This window comes from Dialister succinatiphilus, assembly GCF_928721695.1.
In the GTDB taxonomy this organism is placed as follows: domain Bacteria; phylum Bacillota; class Negativicutes; order Veillonellales; family Dialisteraceae; genus Dialister; species Dialister succinatiphilus.
Map to the genome: position 1 here is coordinate 1,867,641 of NZ_OV788641.1, position 15,106 is coordinate 1,882,746.

A 15,106-nucleotide genomic window follows, 5' to 3' on the forward strand; every position below is an offset into this window, starting at 1 on the left:
ACTATGAATCTGATTCGTTACTGGAGGAGGATTGACAGCAGCCTCCTCATGACTGTACTGGGGCTGGCGGTGGTATCCCTTCTCATCATTGCCAGCGCCACCCATGCCAATGTGCCGGGCCATCCGGGACAGTTTGATTTCGTCATCAAGCAGGGGGTGTTCCTTCTTCTGGGCCTGGCAGTGGCAGGAGGATCCCTCTATTTTGACTACAGGAAACTGTACCGCTTCGTGCCGGCCCTTTATGTGGTGAATGCGGTGATGCTGCTGGTGGTTAAATTTGCAGGTACCAGCGCCCTGGGGGCTCAGAGGTGGATCCAGATAGGACCTTTCACCCTGCAGCCATCAGAATTTGCAAAAATTATTATGATTATCTGCCTGGCCCGGCTTCTGTCCAATAATAAAAAGGGGTACCGCACCTGGAAGAGCCTTCTTCCTGTGGCGGGGCTCATGGCGCTGCCTACCCTTCTGATTTTTATCCAGCCTGATCTGGGTACCAGTCTGGTTTTCGGCGCTATTACCTTCGGCATGCTTTATATCTGCGGCCTTAATATGTCCCTGGTAAAGAAGGCTTTCATCGCCTTTGTGGCCATATTCCCGCTGATCTGGTTCTTTGTACTGCACAGCTACCAGAAAATGCGCATTCTTGTACTTTTCAATCCTTCCGTGGATCCCTATGGCTCCGGCTATCACGTGATCCAGTCCAAGATTTCCATCGGAAGCGGCGGCTTCATCGGCCAGGGACTCTTCGCAGGCACCCAGAGCCAGCTGAATTTCCTCCCTGAAAACCATACGGATTTCATCTTTTCCGTTATCGGCGAGGAACTGGGGTTTGTAGGGGCTATTTTCGTACTTTTCCTCTACTTTATCCTGCTCTATCGGGCCCTTATGATTTCCCGCTCTTCCGGCGACGCCTTCGGAAGTCTTCTGGCCTGCGGCATTTTTTCCATGTGGCTTTTCCAGATTTTTATCAATGTGGGAATGACCCTGGGCATCATGCCGGTCACCGGCATTCCGCTGCCTTTCATGAGTTACGGCGGCAGTGCCCTTTTGATGAATCTCCTCTGTGTAGGACTTTTAATGAATATTTATGTGCGGCGTAAAAAACTGATGTTTGATTAGGAGTGAACATGAATCCTGTAAAAATTGATCCCGTATGGCTGATGCATATCCAGAAGCCTGCCCGCTATATCGGCGGTGAATGGAACAGCGTGGTAAAGGACCATGACAGCGTGGATGTGAAAGTGGCCCTGGCTTTCCCCGATGTGTACGAAGTGGCCATGAGCCATCTGGGGCTGAAAATTATTTACAGCGTGCTTAACGCAAGAGATGACACGCTGGCGGAAAGGGTCTATGCGCCCTGGGTGGATATGGAAGCCCTCATGCGGGAAAAACATATTCCCCTCTATACCCTGGAATCCAAATGCCCTGTGAAGGACTTCGACGTGCTGGGGTTCACCATGCCCTTTGAAATGTGCTACACCAATATCCTGAATATGCTGGACCTTTCCGGCATTCCGCTCCTTGCCAGAGACCGGAGTGATGAGGATCCCATCATTGTCTCCGGAGGCCCCTGCGTGTACAATGCAGAACCGGTGGCCGATTTCTTCGATGTGTTCTTTATCGGTGAATCGGAAGAAGCTATCGGCGAAATGGCGGATATCGTCAAGGCCTGGAAGAAGGAAGGGAAACCGGGCGGGAGAAGGGAAATCATCCGCCGCATGGCTTCTATCAGAGGCTGCTATGTGCCTTCCCTCTATAAGGTATCCTATTATGAAAACGGCGTTTTCCGCTCCATTGCTCCTACCGACGAGGCGGCCCAGTTCCCGGTGGAAAAAAGGCTGATTCCCGATTTTGACAAAGTGAAGGTGGACGACAAGCCCATTCTGCCCCATATTGAAATCGTTCATGACAGGGCGGTGCTGGAAATGTTCCGGGGCTGCAGCAGAGGCTGCCGTTTCTGCCAGGCTGGCATGATTTACCGTCCGGTGCGTGAAAAGAGCGAAAAGAAATTGCAGGAAATCGCCGATACTCTGATCCGGAATACGGGGTACAATGAAATTTCCCTTATGTCCCTTTCTTCCGCTGACTATTCCTGCCTGCCGGAACTGGTGGACCATCTTTTGGAGACCTTTAAGAACCGCCGGGTATCTGTAAGTCTTCCCTCCCTACGGGTAGATTCCTTCTCCATAGACATTGCCAAGAAGATCCAGCAGGTCAGAAAGAGCGGCCTTACCCTGGCTCCCGAAGCGGGCACCCAGCGTCTCCGGGACGTGATTAATAAAGGTGTCACGGAAGAAGATATTATGGGCGCCTGTGCTAATGCCTTTAAAAACGGCTGGAGCAAGGTGAAGCTCTATTTCATGATGGGTCTTCCCACAGAAACTGATGAAGACCTGAAGGGCATTGCAGACCTGGCTATGCGTATCAAAGAGCTCTACCATACCATCCGTGGCAGGAACGACTGCCGCATCACTGTCAGTGTGGCCAGCTTCGTGCCTAAGCCTTTCACTCCTTTCCAGTGGATGGCCCAGTGCAGTGTGGAAGAAATCGAAAGGAAACAGCAGTACCTGAAGAGCCTTTTCACAGACCGGCATATTAAATTTGCCTACCATGACGCCAAGACCGGCCGTCTGGAAGCCGTGCTGGCCCGGGGAGACCGTCAGCTTTCCAAAGTCATTCTGAAGGCCTGGGAAAAGGGCTGCAAGTATGACAGCTGGACTGAATTTTTCGATTATGACCGCTGGATGGATGCGTTTGAGGAATGCGGCGTGGACCCTGATCTTTACGCTTCCCGGAAACGGGACGAGTACGAAGCGGAACCCTGGGACCATATCGACTGCGGTGTAAACAAGGACTACCTTAGAAAAGAATGGCGTCTGGCCCAGCGGGGCGTACTGACGCATGACTGCCGCCACCTGTCCTGCAACGGCTGTGCCGTATGCCCGGTACTGGATGTGAAACCAATCGATCATAAAGAGGAGAATGCACATGAAAAGACTGTTTTTATCTATCACGAAAGGTGAGGAACTCCGTTTCCTGGGCCATCTGGATTTCCTGCGCACCATGGAAAGAGCAGTCATGCGTTCTGAAATCCCGGTTGCTTTTTCCGAAGGGTTCAATCCTCATATGAAGCTTTCCCTGGACTCCGCCTTAGGTGTAGGTGTCACCGCGGATCCTTTGTATCTGGAAATCAAACTGGAAGAGGACATGTCCACGGAAGAAGTGAGGGAACGGCTTTCCCGCCAGCTCCCCAGGGGGATTACCATCCATTCCATTGTGGAAGCGGAAAAGAACTGGCCCAAGTTCGTAGCAGTTTTCAACGAAGATGCCTATGAAATGGAAGGCCCCGTAAAAGAAGGGACAGGAGAGAAGGATTTTGCAGAGGCCAGAGCGGCCCTTGAAGAATTCAATCATCTTTCCTCCTTCCTTTACAAAAGGGTGACTCCGAAAAAGGTGCGGGAAATGGACGTGAAACCCATGATTTTAGAACCCATGAAAGTAACCTTTACCAAAGACAGGGCCTATCTGACCTTCTCTCTCATCCGGAGCAATACAGGTACCGTTCAGCCCAAGGATATATGGAAAATGCTGGCGGAATCCTTCCACATGCCCTGGACGGAAGGAGAATTTATCTGCTCCCGCACCGGCACCTACCGGCGGCTCAATGGGAAACGGCTTACCCTTTCGGATCAAGGCGTTTTTCAGGGATTATTGAAAGGACAATGAAATGAAACAGCTTCTTCTCCACGTAAGACCGGACCAGACGGTACTTGCGTGCCTTGATGATGATATTCTTTCCGATCTCTTCGTGGAAAGAGCGGGGGAAGAAGACATTGTAGGCCGGGTATACAAGGGGGTCATCAAAAATGTGGTTCCTTCATTAAACGGCATGTTTCTGGATATAGGCATTGGACGAAACGCCTTCCTCAGAACCCGGGACATTCTGCCTGGATCTTCTCACACCGAAGGCAGCACTCTGCTGGTGCAGGTGGAAAAAGACAGCACCGAAACAAAGGGTCCTCTGGTGACGGAGAAAATCAGCTTTGCCGGAAGATATGCCGTTGCTCTCTACGGATCCTCCTATATCGGGATTTCAAAAAAAATCACCGATGAAAAAAAGAGGAATTTCCTCAGAAACCAGGCAAAAGCCATCTGCGGAGGCGCCATGGGCCTCATTGTCCGCACCGCCGCTGAAACGGCGGAGGAGGAAGATTTCAAAAAAGACCTGACGTCCCTTACCCGTATAATGGAAGTGGTCATGAAACGGGGAGCCATTGAAAAGGGACCGGCCCTTCTTTACCGGGACGGAGACCTGGCGGTGAAAAGCCTCCGGGACTACCTCACCGGCGGTGTGGAACGAATCCTGGTGGATGACAGAGATGTGTGGCAGCGGCTCATCACTATGGCCGAAGAGGAAAAGAATATTTCCAAAGACCGGATTCTCTTTTACGATGAGAGAGAAAGCCTTTTCAAATCCTTTAAAGTGGATGGACAGATAGAAGCCCTCTTCGACAGGACTGTGCCCCTTCCCACCGGCGGCTCTCTCGTCATTGACTATACGGAAGCCCTTACGGTGATTGACGTAAACTCCGGGTCTTTCCGGGGTAAAGGAATTCCTCATGACCAGCTGGCCTTCCTTATCAATAAGGATGCGGCCCGGGAAATCGCAAGGCAGATCCGCCTTCGCGGCATCGGCGGCATCATTATGATTGATTTCATCGATATGGAGAAAAAGGAAGAAAAAGAAAAACTTCTCCGCATCCTGCGTCAGGAAGTCAGAGATGACCATGTGAAAACCGTGGTGTGCGGCATGACGTCCCTGGGCCTTGTAGAAATGACGAGAAAAAGGACCACCAAAAGGCTATGGCAGTACTACTACGATACCTGCCCCCTCTGCAAAGGCACCGGCCGCATTCTCTCTACCCGGGCGGCGGCAGACAGGATACTGGAAGATCTGGAAAACAGAAGACGGAAGGGCCCTTTCCAGAGAGACCTGGAAATCCGCTGTCCGGCGGACGTGAAGAAAGTGCTGGAATCGGCCCCCTTCCGGGACGTACTCCAGAAAACGGTGCTTCGGGATATTCGAATTACCGAAGAGCCCCATTTCAGCCGCGAAACCTATACTATTCTATCCCTGTAAAGGAGACAATATGATCACAGAAATTAGAAATGACGCTGACCTGGATAGAGAATTCATAGACAAAAAAGGCTTTGTTCTTCTGGAACTGGGTGCTTCCTGGTGCCGCCCCTGCCAGGTCATGGCCCCTGCATTCAAGGCAGTGGAAGAAGAATTCAAGGGAGAAGTCCGCCTCTGCCACATCGATGTGGATGAAGCAGAAGACCTGGCAGCCCGCTTTGCCCCGGAGGGGATTCCCACCTTCATTTTCTATAAAGACGGAAAAGAACTGGGAAGAATCATCGGCTATCGTCAGAAGAATAAATTTTTTGAAGATATAGCTAAAATGATGAAATAAGACACGCCTGCGGCGCTTTATGGACAAGCCCCTATGGGGCTTGAGGGTTGACGGCCCTTCGGGCCGAAGGTTCTTAAGAGGCTTAAGTTTGACGCGCCTTTAGCGCGAGGGTTGATGGCGCCGCCGGGCCTGACGGCCCTGGGCGCCAAGGGTTCTGCCTGTGATCGGCTTCGCCTTACAGGCGGGTTGAGGGCTTTCGCCCTCGGGAGGTATATAGTACCGCTCCGCTGGGAAGGTGGGCGCCCTTTCGGGCGCCGGCATAAATGTCGCCTTTGGCGTCGAAAACCGGACAGCCGGGCTTCGCCCGAGGAAAACAGGCCAACCTCGCTGCGCTCGAAAGGTTGATGTGCACATCATGCATAGGATGTGCAAGTCAGCCAAAGTAGGTCCTTAGCCTGCCCATAAAGGGGCCTTCCGATTGTCGGCTGACCGACCCCGGATGACGAGTGTCCGGCGGGAAGAAATCGAGGCAGCACTGGTCATGGGATGGCCCCTTGACTCTGTCATTCTGAACGCAGTGAAGAATCTCGGTGCGTGGCGAGGATGACGTCATTGGAATTCATGCAGGGGCCTGGTACTTCGCCCTTCCCGCCGACTGGTATTTACTATCGATTAGCTCATAAGTGCCTTGTACCGAGATTCTTCGCCTACGGCTCAGAATGACGATGAGGGCGGGAAGGCAATCCCGTAACGCTGACTTTAAAACTTGCGGCGAAGCCACCACCACCACCCTCCGCCCGTTAGGGCTGTCGCCCCTTGAGCGCCAGCGAACACAATCCGCCGCCGTCAGGCGGCCACAACCCTCGGGCCGTAGGCCCGTCAACCCTCACACCGGAGGTGTGTCCAATGGCGCAGCCCGGATAGGGGGTGGCGAGCGCAGCGAGCCAATCAGCAGAATGCTTATCATGTCATATGACACTGAAAGTAAATCCCGTAACGTTCTTGCGTCCCCTTTAGGGGAAGAGGGCCACGAAGTGGCGAAGGGATGTACGAGGGTAAGAATGATTATGACACTCGATGTGGACGTGACCGGAAAGGCGGCATTATAATACTCATCGCCCCCTAAAGGGGAAACGACTCACTACATTAGGGGTGCTCACGAAGGCGTAAGAGCTGCCATGAAGCGTGGACTTATGGGGCCGGTAGAAAAGGTTTAGCTCACGGCAGGCACAGAACGTGTATGCCAGCACTGCGCAGGGCTCAATGGCAAGGTGGTTGGATTTGATGACAACTTTGACATTCCAGGCAGGATTCTATTCGATGGTATGCATGAGACACCTCCGGCCCATCCACGGTGTAGATGCGTCGTTCAGTACCGTGAGATAGGGGAGCCGGTAATACGTCAGCAAGAAAAAATGCCAACGCTTACAAAAGACGAAGAAGAGGCAATACTACGGTACATGAGTTCAGATTCATATGGCTTGAACGAAGCACTCAGGAATGGGGAGGAGCTAAGCGAAGAAGACAAGGAATGGGTCAAAACCTTGATAATGCACTTGATAAAATGCCATACTATGAAGGTTCTCTTCAACGTAGTCTATCGTTTTTAGCGAAGAAGGCTTGAATGATTTTCTAAAAGACCACCAAGAAGGCTATGTAGTTACATATCCTGCATATACATCAATGACAGCTAATGATACACCTTACGATACGAATGCACAGGTTCAAATAATTTTGCTCCATACTTCACATGGTAAAGACATTAGGCACTATAATAGTAATGAACAGGAAGTACTTTATAAACGTGATAAAAAATTTAAAGTGTTATATAATGGTGTTGTAGATAATGTCTATGTCATTTACATGGAGGAAGTGGGAAAATGAGCGAGAAACTTTTTTCAGCAAGAAAATGGAAGGACCCTCCTGCTTACAGAGTGGTAAAGGTCGGAGGAAGTAAGGAAGATAAAATTAACGGCGCTATATGGGCGCTAAAGAATGGTATTATCAACAAAGAAAAATACGATAAACAGATAAAAGAAATTGAAGAAGAATTCAAGAATAAGTAATTTATCAAAGCACTTACAGAAATGCAGGCGCTTTTATTTTGCTAAAAACGAAGGTAAACCATGATTACAGAGACTTCGATTCTTGAGAAACTAAATACACTCCAGTCGGCGTACAACGGCTCAGGCAGCGTTTTAGCCCTATTCACGCCCGTTTCTGCATCAGTCACTACTTACTTTACACAGGGGAAGGCAAAGCTGACGCATGATATCCAGTACACCATCTGCCAGCTCATGCTGGACATACAGAACCGTAAAACGGTGTACGAACACCAGAATCTAATGCCGTCAGCGCCCACGAACTACCCGGCAGGGTACGAAGATGTGAGGACGATTTTCACGGCAGAAGGAGAATATTAAATGGAGATTCATTTAATGAGTAAAGAGGAAAACGAAGCATTAGACGCATTCGAGATGGTACAAGACGAGTACATTCAGAAATTTGGAGAGGATTCTCTTGATACGGTTATTTTGATGAATCCTTCTCGTATAGACGTAAAAGAAATACAAGAGGCTACAAAGAAATTGCAGTCAGCTATAAAATCAGGGAAACCACTCCCACGGATTGATCCAAAAGTGTTTGAGCGTCTTGAGTTTTAAGATGGTCAAGGAGATGTCAAAATGAACGAACTTTTTTCAGACGTATGGGATTTACCAGAGAGAAACGATGATAATCCATATGCGGCTTATAAAGAAAAAGGGGAACCTTGTGGAGAAGAGCTGTATGAGTATTGGGAGAAATTTCATGTTCAGTTTCCTATTGGGTTGGATGGTTACATGAAGAGTGAAGAAATAAAAGTGCTCATTGCGGAGGCTATTAAAACCGGGAAACCTGTTGAGCCTCCTACATTACCGGATGGAGCAATTCCATGATTACAGAGACTTCGATTCTTGAGAAACTAAATACACTCCAGTCGGCGTACAACGGCTCAGGCAGCGTTTTAGCCCTATTCACGCCCGTTTCTACAGCAGTCACTACCTACTTTACACAGGGGAAGGCAAAGCTGACACATGATATCCAGTACGCGATCTGCCAGCTCATGCTGGACATACAGAACCGTAAAACGGTGTACGAACACCAGAATCTACTGCCGTCAGCGCCCACGAACTACCCGGCAGGGTACGAAGATGTGAGGACGATTTTCACGGCAGGCGGAGCCCTTGAAGCCATCATGAACATCACTCCGGAAACCTTCAATAAAGGGTATACATACACGGCAGGCACAGAAAAAACGGCGGCACCGATTTCAAACAGTTACCTTAATGAATGGAAAGCGGATATTGAAACTGCCAGAGATAAAGAGCTGGCAGGACTCACAGCCATTTCCTCATTCTGCGAATCAGGGAGCTACAACAGCGGGCTTGCATCGTATTTTGAAAGTCTCGGGAAGGTGGTTTCATCAATAGGCAAGGATGAGATGGCGGAGAGGATATTTAAAACAGGCGGATATAAAGAAATCATTCAAAGGTTTGGCCTTGATGTCCACATACCAACGTTAGTCAGATAGAGCGCTCAGAAATGGGCGCTTTTATTATGCAATGAAGGCGGAAAAATGAATACTACCATTGTAAAGGGGAGATTCAGGATTGAAAAGGCCGACAATGACAAGCGTCTTGCCTTCGGATGGGCCAGCATCTCATTGACAGAAGGCGGTGGAGAGCTGGTTGACATGGTCGGGGATTTCATAGACCCGGAAACGCTTGAAAATGCCGCCTATGATTTCGTGCTTAATTCACGGGACGGCGGAGGCTGAACCGGTAGAGGAAGGAGGTGATGAATAATGAAGAAACAGCATAAACTTAAGAATTTAAAAATCACGAAGGTCGATTTCGTGGATGCTGGCGCTAACCAGCGGGCAAACATCATGCTTAAGAAGCGTGCTCAGGAGGGGTTCAAAGAAGCGTTTGAACATGCCTTCAATAAATTTGCCGGTGTGCATGAAGTCAGCAAGAAGGCCATGAGCTTCACTGAAACCATGGAGGCTGTGAGGCTCCGAAATAATGGGGAGAAAATATGCGATGCCATGTATGCACTGCGTGACAGTATTTTCTCCATCATCAATGATGAAGACGTGTAAGATAAGGCAGAAATGCAGAACCAGACCATCGATTCGTTCGCTGACACCTGCAAGGAAATTGTAGGGGAAATCAAAAGCAGCGTTTCCAAGTATGAAACTCACGGTGAACCGGTAGTGTAAAATATTTTGTGTAAATGAATCTTGCTCAAAATATTTTCATACCTCATACTTAAGGGGAGAAAGAGGAAAAGGAGTTACTACCATGGCAAAGCGTACCCCTACCCCTGGCGAAAAAATTGCGCAGGAAATCTACGAAACCTACAAACCGACCACTGTCGAAGAGATGCAGTCCGCCTTAAAGAGTGTCTTTGGACCATTGTTTGAAGCAGCTCTTAAGGGTGAATTGGATAACCACTTAGGCTATCCCAAGAACGGCAGCACCCCTGAGGATTCCAAGAATACGAGAAATGGGTATTCCAGGAAGAACCTGAAGACCTCCATGGGAACGGTACCCATCCAAGTCCCTCGTGATCGGGAAGGTACTTTTGAACCCCAGTTAATCCAAAAATACCAGCGTGATGTTTCCTCTATCGAAGGGAAAGTTCTTGCCATGTATGGCCGTGGAATGAGCCAGAGAGACATCTCTTCGACCATTGAAGAAATCTACGGTTTCTCCATCTCCCATGAACAGATTGCCCATATTACGGACCGGATCCTGGACGAAGTATATGCGTGGCAGAATCGCCCACTGTTTCCTTTTTATACCTTTCTCTTCATCGACTGTCTGTATGTTCCCATGAAGACTGACAGAGCCCTGAAACAAAAGGCTGTCTACGTCATCCTTGGGTATGACATCAATGGTGAGAAGGATATCCTTGGTATCTGGATCAACGAAACGGAAGGTAAGCATACCTGGATGCAGATTTTCGATGAAATCAAGAACCGGGGAGTACAGGACATTGGTTTCATCTCCATGGATGGTGTCAGCGGCCTTGAAGAAGGCGCTGCTGCCATCTTCCCTGGCACAGTGGTGCAACGCTGCATTGTCCATCTGATCCGTAATTCCATGCGGTATATTCCCTGGAACAAATCCAGAGAGTTCTTGAAAGAACTGAAAGAAATCTACAAGGCTACCAATGTAGCAGAAGCTCGCAGATTGTTTGAAAAGTTCAAGGGAAAATGGGCAGCCTATCCTGGGGCTATAGCGGTCTGGGAAAACAACTTCCAGCACGTGGAACAGCTGTTTAACTACGGCTCTAATGTACGGAGAGTCATGTACACTACCAATGCCATAGAAAGCATCAATTCCAGTTTCAGAAAGGTAACCCGTAAGGGCTCTTTTGCCAATGACGAGGCCATCCTGAAGCTTCTCTACCTCCGTGTCCTTGAGCTCAAGAACACCAAATGGAAGGGCAAAGGAAAGGTCTTTAACTGGCAGGCTGTTATGAACCAATTATTGATTGACGAACGTATGAGCAAACTAATCGCTAAATACGATTGGTTAATCTAAAAACACAAAATTCTTGACATCCCCGGTGAACCTGCCAAAAGTACACCCAGTATCCAAAAATCTATTACAACTTGCGCGTCGCTAGCGCTCCTTCATCCACTGCTGTCACTGACTCACTGGATTTTCAGGTCGCTGGTGCTCCCTTACAAATCCAGTTCGCATAGTGCAAAATGTGTTCGCTGTGCATCGCTTCGCTCGGGGAGCCGCCGATTGGCGGTCAGGAAAATGATAGAGTGTCATATCTCTGCTCAGCCCCGTACACCCTTTTGCCACTACGTGGCATTTCCCCTCAAGGGGAAACGAGAAAATAGGTGGCACTGGATATTGTGTTACATATGACACAGACAGCCAATCCCGTAACGCTGACTTTATACTCATCGCCCGATAGGGCGATACCACAACCCTCGGCCTGAAAGGCCGTCAAACTTAAGAACCCTTGGGCCGAAGGCCCATCCATCTTAAGAACCTTTCCCTTCACAACCCTTCTACACAACCCGCCGCCGTCAGGCGGCCACAACCCTCGGGCCGTAGGCCCGTCAACCTTCCCTTTTGAACCCTTTGAACCTTCTGAACCCTCACGCCGCAGGCGTGTTCAAAGGTGTGTCCCATGGCGAAGCAGCTGTCACAATCTTCGAATCATTTTAAAGCCTTCTTTGGGGAGGCTTTTTTTCATTTATACCGGTCAGTCGTGATATAATATAACAATCTGGGGAATGTTTATTTCTTTTGTGTTTTACAAGTAAGGGGGCGGTGGTATGAAGAAAAAAATACTGATCGCTGTATTGCTCATTCTGATCCTTGCTCTGGGCGGGGGCTGGTACTGGTATAACCGGACCCATCAGAGCAAAAAGGATACTTATACGTTAGGCACTGTGAACAGGGATAACATCAGTCTTACTGTGGATGCTACAGGCACCATTGAACCGGACAACAGTGTCGATTTGTCTGCTACGGCTTCGGGCACCCTGGAAAAGGTGTACGTGAAGCAGAACGAGAAGGTCACGAAGGGGCAGGTGCTGGCCACCATTGAATCCAAAGCTCTGACGTCTACCATGAAGCAGGCCCAGAATACGCTGGAAAACAAGGAGTCCTATTTCAACCGGCTGAATTCTCTCTACAGCCAGGGCGCTATTTCCTATCAGGAAATGGACAATGCCCGGCTGGAGTATCTGAATGCCCAGGCTGCCTATGACAAGGCTCAGGCTGATGTGAATGATACAGTCATCACTTCGCCTATGGACGGCGTAGTTGTAGGTGAACCCATGAAAGAAGGGGAAACCGTATCCCAGGGGCTCTCCAGCCAGATGGTTATTGTGAGCGTGGCTGATCTTTCCGCCATGCGCATTGAACTTCTGGTAGATGAAACGGATATCGGCGAAGTGAAAATCGGCCAGAATGTAGATTTCACAGTCGATGCCTATCCGAACCGGACTTTCCACGGCATGGTTACCGATATTTCAAAGAAGCAGTACTCTTCTTCCTCATCTTCGTCGTCTTCCTCTTCCTCCTCCGTGGTGTACTACACGGTGTATGTGGAAATCAACAAGGATGAACTGGAGGGTCTCTATCCTTCTATGACGGCCAGAGCCACCATTCACGGCAGGGAAAGTGACAATGCCCTCACTGTTCCGGTGACAGCCATCCGAAGCGACGGTGAAGGTTCCTACGTGTACGTAAAGAAAGGGGATGGCGTGTCCAAGGCTTATGTGACCACCGGCATCACCACCGACAAGGAAGTGGAAATTCTTGACGGTCTCCATGAAGGAGATGAAATCGTGGTGAGCGGTACGGTGTCTGCGGAAAAGTCCACGCCCACCAATAAGAACCAGCGCGGACCGGGACCGAGGTTATAATGATGGCCGGCGCAGATAAAAATGAGGTCATTCGTCTTTCAGGTATCGGTAAAAGCTACTACATCGGCAAAGAAGAAGTGCCGGTGCTGACTCACATCGATTTATCCATCAGAGAAGGGGAATTTGTATCCATTATGGGGCCCTCCGGTGCCGGCAAATCCACCCTCATGAATATCCTTGGCTGCCTTGACCGTCCCACCAGAGGCTCCTACCTTCTGGACGGGAAGGAAGTGGCCAACCTGAATGACAGTGAACTGGCCTATACAAGAAACCGGAAAATCGGATTTGTCTTCCAGAGTTTTAACCTCCTTCCAAGGCTTTCGGCTCTGGATAATGTGATCCTTCCAATGATTTATGGCAGTCTCTTTAAAAAGGAACGGAAGGAAAGGGCTGTAAAAATGCTGGAATCCGTGGGTCTGGGGGATCGCATCAACCATATGCCTGCGGAAATGTCCGGTGGACAGCGCCAGCGTGTGGCCATTGCCAGGGCGCTGATTAACGACCCTGCCATTATCATGGCCGATGAACCGACGGGCAATCTGGACAGCCATTCCACCAGGGAAGTGATGGAAATCTTCTCCAAACTCTATGAACAGGGGAAAACCATCATCCTTGTGACCCATGAAATCGATGTGGCCGCCTATGCAGGAAGGCACGTGATTTTATCGGATGGCCATATCAGTAAAGATATCAGGGGGCCCCTGCCATGACAAACATTTACATTGAAAGCATCTTTATGGCCTGGGGCTCTATTCTGAGCAACAAAATGCGCTCCCTCCTCACCATGCTGGGCATTATCATCGGCGTAGCCGCCGTTATTGCCCTTATGTCCATCGGCTACGGAGTGCAGAGCGACATTGAAAATAATATTTCCTCCCTGGGTTCCAATACCATTACCGTAACCCCCGGCACCGGGAGAAAACCGGGCATCCGTCCGGCTGCAGGCTCTATGCAGACCCTGACCTACAAGGATTACCTGGCCATCAGGAACCTGCCCAATATTTCCTATGCCGCTCCCCTGGTCAATACAAGCTACCTGGTGGTGAATGGAAATAAGAACTGGACCACCCGTATCTATGGCTGCACCGAGGACTATGCCACCCTGTCCAGTCTTTCCGTGTCCGAAGGCCGGTTCTGGACGGATAAGGAATACAATGCCCGGGCCCGGGTGTGTATCATCGGCAAAACCGTGGCCACCAGCCTTTTCGGCGAAGAATCGCCTATCGGACAGAAAGTCCGCATCAACGGCAATCCATTCACTGTCATCGGAGAACTGGAGGAAAAAGGTTATTCTTTCATGGACCAGGATGACCGGGTCCTCATTCCCTTTACCACCGTGCAGGAACGAATGATGCACATTACCTATGTGAACAACATTGTCATTTCCTCTGACAATGCCGATGACCTCTCCCAGATCGAGTCCGACGTGACCAACCTTCTCCGTACCCGCCACCGCATCCAGACAGGGAAAGAAGACGATTTCTCCATCCAGAACTCCCAGGATCTTATGGAGACCATGAAATCCACTACCCAGACCCTGACCATATTCCTCGGAAGCATTGCCGCCATCTCCCTTCTGGTAGGGGGCATCGGCATTATGAACATCATGCTGGTGTCCGTCACGGAAAGGACCAGGGAAATCGGTATACGAAAGGCCCTGGGTGCCACATACAACATGATTATCGTGCAGTTCCTCATCGAATCGGTGACCGTCAGCGTAGCCGGAGGCCTGATAGGTGTTCTTTTCGGTATCGGCATATCCAAAGTCATACCCCTTGTCACCTCCCTCCACACCCTCCTCTCGGTGACCCCCATTGTAGGTTCTTTCCTTTTCTCTGTTTTCATTGGCCTGATCTTTGGACTTTATCCGGCCCAGAAAGCGGCGAGACTGAACCCCATCGATGCACTCCATTACGAATAAGAGCAAAACCGGCAGAATCTGCCGGTTTTTTGGTTGACACGCCCGAAGGGCGTGAGGGTTGACGGCCCTAATGGGCCGAAGGTTCTTAAGGTTGACAGCGCTTTTGGCGCTGAGGGTTGCGGTGGGCGCCTTTTAAATAATTGAAGGCGCCAATTTATAGAAAACCGTACAACCGCCCTTGCGGACGTGGGAAAGACATCAGAGGTGGCTGACTCGCCGTCATGTTTAGAGTGACTTATGCAGCGGGAAGGCAATCCCGTAACGCTGACTTCATAAGCATCGCCCGCAGGGCGATACCACACCCCTCGGCCCAAAGGGCCGTCGCCC

General features: G+C 49.9%; 17 protein-coding genes. All 17 read left to right on the plus strand.

Annotated elements, in window-relative coordinates; translation table 11 throughout:
• The first annotated feature begins 3 nt into the window (after positions 1 to 3).
• The 17 genes from rodA to NW747_RS07870 all read left to right on the plus strand — a co-directional run bounded on the left by rodA (position 4) and on the right by NW747_RS07870 (position 14,779).
• A complete protein-coding gene (gene rodA, locus NW747_RS07790; RefSeq protein WP_008859204.1) occupies positions 4 to 1,119 on the plus strand; it encodes a rod shape-determining protein RodA in 1,116 nt (371 codons plus the stop codon).
• An 8-nt stretch (positions 1,120 to 1,127) separates the two neighbouring features.
• Positions 1,128 to 3,023 (plus strand): TIGR03960 family B12-binding radical SAM protein, encoded by a 1,896-nt coding sequence (locus NW747_RS07795; RefSeq protein WP_273186570.1) that lies wholly within the window; start codon positions 1,128 to 1,130, stop codon positions 3,021 to 3,023.
• Entirely contained in the window at positions 2,989 to 3,726 is a 738-nt protein-coding gene (locus NW747_RS07800; protein WP_273186572.1) for a TIGR03936 family radical SAM-associated protein, read from the plus strand. Before NW747_RS07795 ends, NW747_RS07800 begins: the two co-directional genes overlap by 35 nt.
• Position 3,727: 1 nt before the next feature.
• Positions 3,728 to 5,140 (plus strand): Rne/Rng family ribonuclease, encoded by a 1,413-nt coding sequence (locus NW747_RS07805; protein WP_273186574.1) that lies wholly within the window; start codon positions 3,728 to 3,730, stop codon positions 5,138 to 5,140.
• Positions 5,141 to 5,150: 10 nt separating this feature from the next.
• Positions 5,151 to 5,474 carry a thioredoxin family protein gene (locus NW747_RS07810; RefSeq protein WP_273186577.1) on the plus strand — a complete coding sequence of 108 codons (324 nt, stop codon included), beginning with the start codon at positions 5,151 to 5,153 and terminating at the stop codon, positions 5,472 to 5,474.
• Positions 5,475 to 7,034: 1,560 nt separating this feature from the next.
• Positions 7,035 to 7,298 carry a hypothetical protein gene (locus NW747_RS07815; protein WP_273186580.1) on the plus strand — a complete coding sequence of 88 codons (264 nt, stop codon included), beginning with the start codon at positions 7,035 to 7,037 and terminating at the stop codon, positions 7,296 to 7,298.
• Positions 7,295 to 7,480, plus strand: a complete 186-nt coding sequence (locus NW747_RS07820) for a hypothetical protein (RefSeq protein ID WP_273186583.1) — start codon at positions 7,295 to 7,297, stop codon at positions 7,478 to 7,480. Before NW747_RS07815 ends, NW747_RS07820 begins: the two co-directional genes overlap by 4 nt.
• Before the next feature lie 60 nt (positions 7,481 to 7,540).
• Positions 7,541 to 7,837 (plus strand): hypothetical protein, encoded by a 297-nt coding sequence (locus tag NW747_RS07825; RefSeq protein ID WP_273186586.1) that lies wholly within the window; start codon positions 7,541 to 7,543, stop codon positions 7,835 to 7,837.
• A complete protein-coding gene (locus tag NW747_RS07830; protein ID WP_273186589.1) occupies positions 7,838 to 8,077 on the plus strand; it encodes a hypothetical protein in 240 nt (79 codons plus the stop codon).
• A gap of 21 nt (positions 8,078 to 8,098) precedes the next feature.
• Positions 8,099 to 8,350, plus strand: a complete 252-nt coding sequence (locus NW747_RS07835; RefSeq protein ID WP_273186592.1) for a hypothetical protein — start codon at positions 8,099 to 8,101, stop codon at positions 8,348 to 8,350.
• Positions 8,347 to 8,985, plus strand: coding sequence for a hypothetical protein (locus NW747_RS07840; RefSeq protein WP_273186595.1), 639 nt, complete (start codon positions 8,347 to 8,349; stop codon positions 8,983 to 8,985). Before NW747_RS07835 ends, NW747_RS07840 begins: the two co-directional genes overlap by 4 nt.
• Positions 8,986 to 9,030: 45 nt before the next feature.
• Entirely contained in the window at positions 9,031 to 9,231 is a 201-nt protein-coding gene (locus NW747_RS07845; RefSeq protein ID WP_273186598.1) for an XkdF-like putative serine protease domain-containing protein, read from the plus strand.
• A gap of 27 nt (positions 9,232 to 9,258) precedes the next feature.
• On the plus strand, positions 9,259 to 9,555 hold the full coding sequence (locus NW747_RS07850; RefSeq protein WP_273186600.1) for a hypothetical protein: 297 nt from the start codon (positions 9,259 to 9,261) through the stop codon (positions 9,553 to 9,555).
• A gap of 202 nt (positions 9,556 to 9,757) precedes the next feature.
• Positions 9,758 to 11,005 (plus strand): IS256 family transposase, encoded by a 1,248-nt coding sequence (locus NW747_RS07855; protein ID WP_273186602.1) that lies wholly within the window; start codon positions 9,758 to 9,760, stop codon positions 11,003 to 11,005.
• 755 nt (positions 11,006 to 11,760) lie between these two features.
• Positions 11,761 to 12,858, plus strand: a complete 1,098-nt coding sequence (locus tag NW747_RS07860; protein WP_273097006.1) for an efflux RND transporter periplasmic adaptor subunit — start codon at positions 11,761 to 11,763, stop codon at positions 12,856 to 12,858.
• Positions 12,858 to 13,568, plus strand: a complete 711-nt coding sequence (locus NW747_RS07865; protein ID WP_008859197.1) for an ABC transporter ATP-binding protein — start codon at positions 12,858 to 12,860, stop codon at positions 13,566 to 13,568. The genes NW747_RS07860 and NW747_RS07865 overlap by 1 nt, the downstream gene beginning before the upstream one ends.
• On the plus strand, positions 13,565 to 14,779 hold the full coding sequence (locus tag NW747_RS07870) for an ABC transporter permease (RefSeq protein WP_008859196.1): 1,215 nt from the start codon (positions 13,565 to 13,567) through the stop codon (positions 14,777 to 14,779). The genes NW747_RS07865 and NW747_RS07870 overlap by 4 nt, the downstream gene beginning before the upstream one ends.
• Positions 14,780 to 15,106: the final 327 nt, after the last annotated feature.

Coding starts and splice junctions, on each gene's coding strand:
- NW747_RS07820 (WP_273186583.1), top strand. CDS start 7,295: ATGAGCGAGAAACTTTTTTCAGCAAGAAAATGGAAGGACCCTCCTGCT.
- NW747_RS07795 (WP_273186570.1), top strand. CDS start 1,128: ATGAATCCTGTAAAAATTGATCCCGTATGGCTGATGCATATCCAGAAG.
- NW747_RS07825 (WP_273186586.1), top strand. CDS start 7,541: ATGATTACAGAGACTTCGATTCTTGAGAAACTAAATACACTCCAGTCG.
- NW747_RS07845 (WP_273186598.1), top strand. CDS start 9,031: ATGAATACTACCATTGTAAAGGGGAGATTCAGGATTGAAAAGGCCGAC.
- NW747_RS07865 (WP_008859197.1), top strand. CDS start 12,858: ATGATGGCCGGCGCAGATAAAAATGAGGTCATTCGTCTTTCAGGTATC.
- NW747_RS07855 (WP_273186602.1), top strand. CDS start 9,758: ATGGCAAAGCGTACCCCTACCCCTGGCGAAAAAATTGCGCAGGAAATC.
- NW747_RS07830 (WP_273186589.1), top strand. CDS start 7,838: ATGGAGATTCATTTAATGAGTAAAGAGGAAAACGAAGCATTAGACGCA.
- NW747_RS07805 (WP_273186574.1), top strand. CDS start 3,728: ATGAAACAGCTTCTTCTCCACGTAAGACCGGACCAGACGGTACTTGCG.
- NW747_RS07870 (WP_008859196.1), top strand. CDS start 13,565: ATGACAAACATTTACATTGAAAGCATCTTTATGGCCTGGGGCTCTATT.
- NW747_RS07850 (WP_273186600.1), top strand. CDS start 9,259: ATGAAGAAACAGCATAAACTTAAGAATTTAAAAATCACGAAGGTCGAT.
- NW747_RS07810 (WP_273186577.1), top strand. CDS start 5,151: ATGATCACAGAAATTAGAAATGACGCTGACCTGGATAGAGAATTCATA.
- NW747_RS07860 (WP_273097006.1), top strand. CDS start 11,761: ATGAAGAAAAAAATACTGATCGCTGTATTGCTCATTCTGATCCTTGCT.
- NW747_RS07835 (WP_273186592.1), top strand. CDS start 8,099: ATGAACGAACTTTTTTCAGACGTATGGGATTTACCAGAGAGAAACGAT.
- rodA (WP_008859204.1), top strand. CDS start 4: ATGAATCTGATTCGTTACTGGAGGAGGATTGACAGCAGCCTCCTCATG.
- NW747_RS07800 (WP_273186572.1), top strand. CDS start 2,989: ATGAAAAGACTGTTTTTATCTATCACGAAAGGTGAGGAACTCCGTTTC.
- NW747_RS07840 (WP_273186595.1), top strand. CDS start 8,347: ATGATTACAGAGACTTCGATTCTTGAGAAACTAAATACACTCCAGTCG.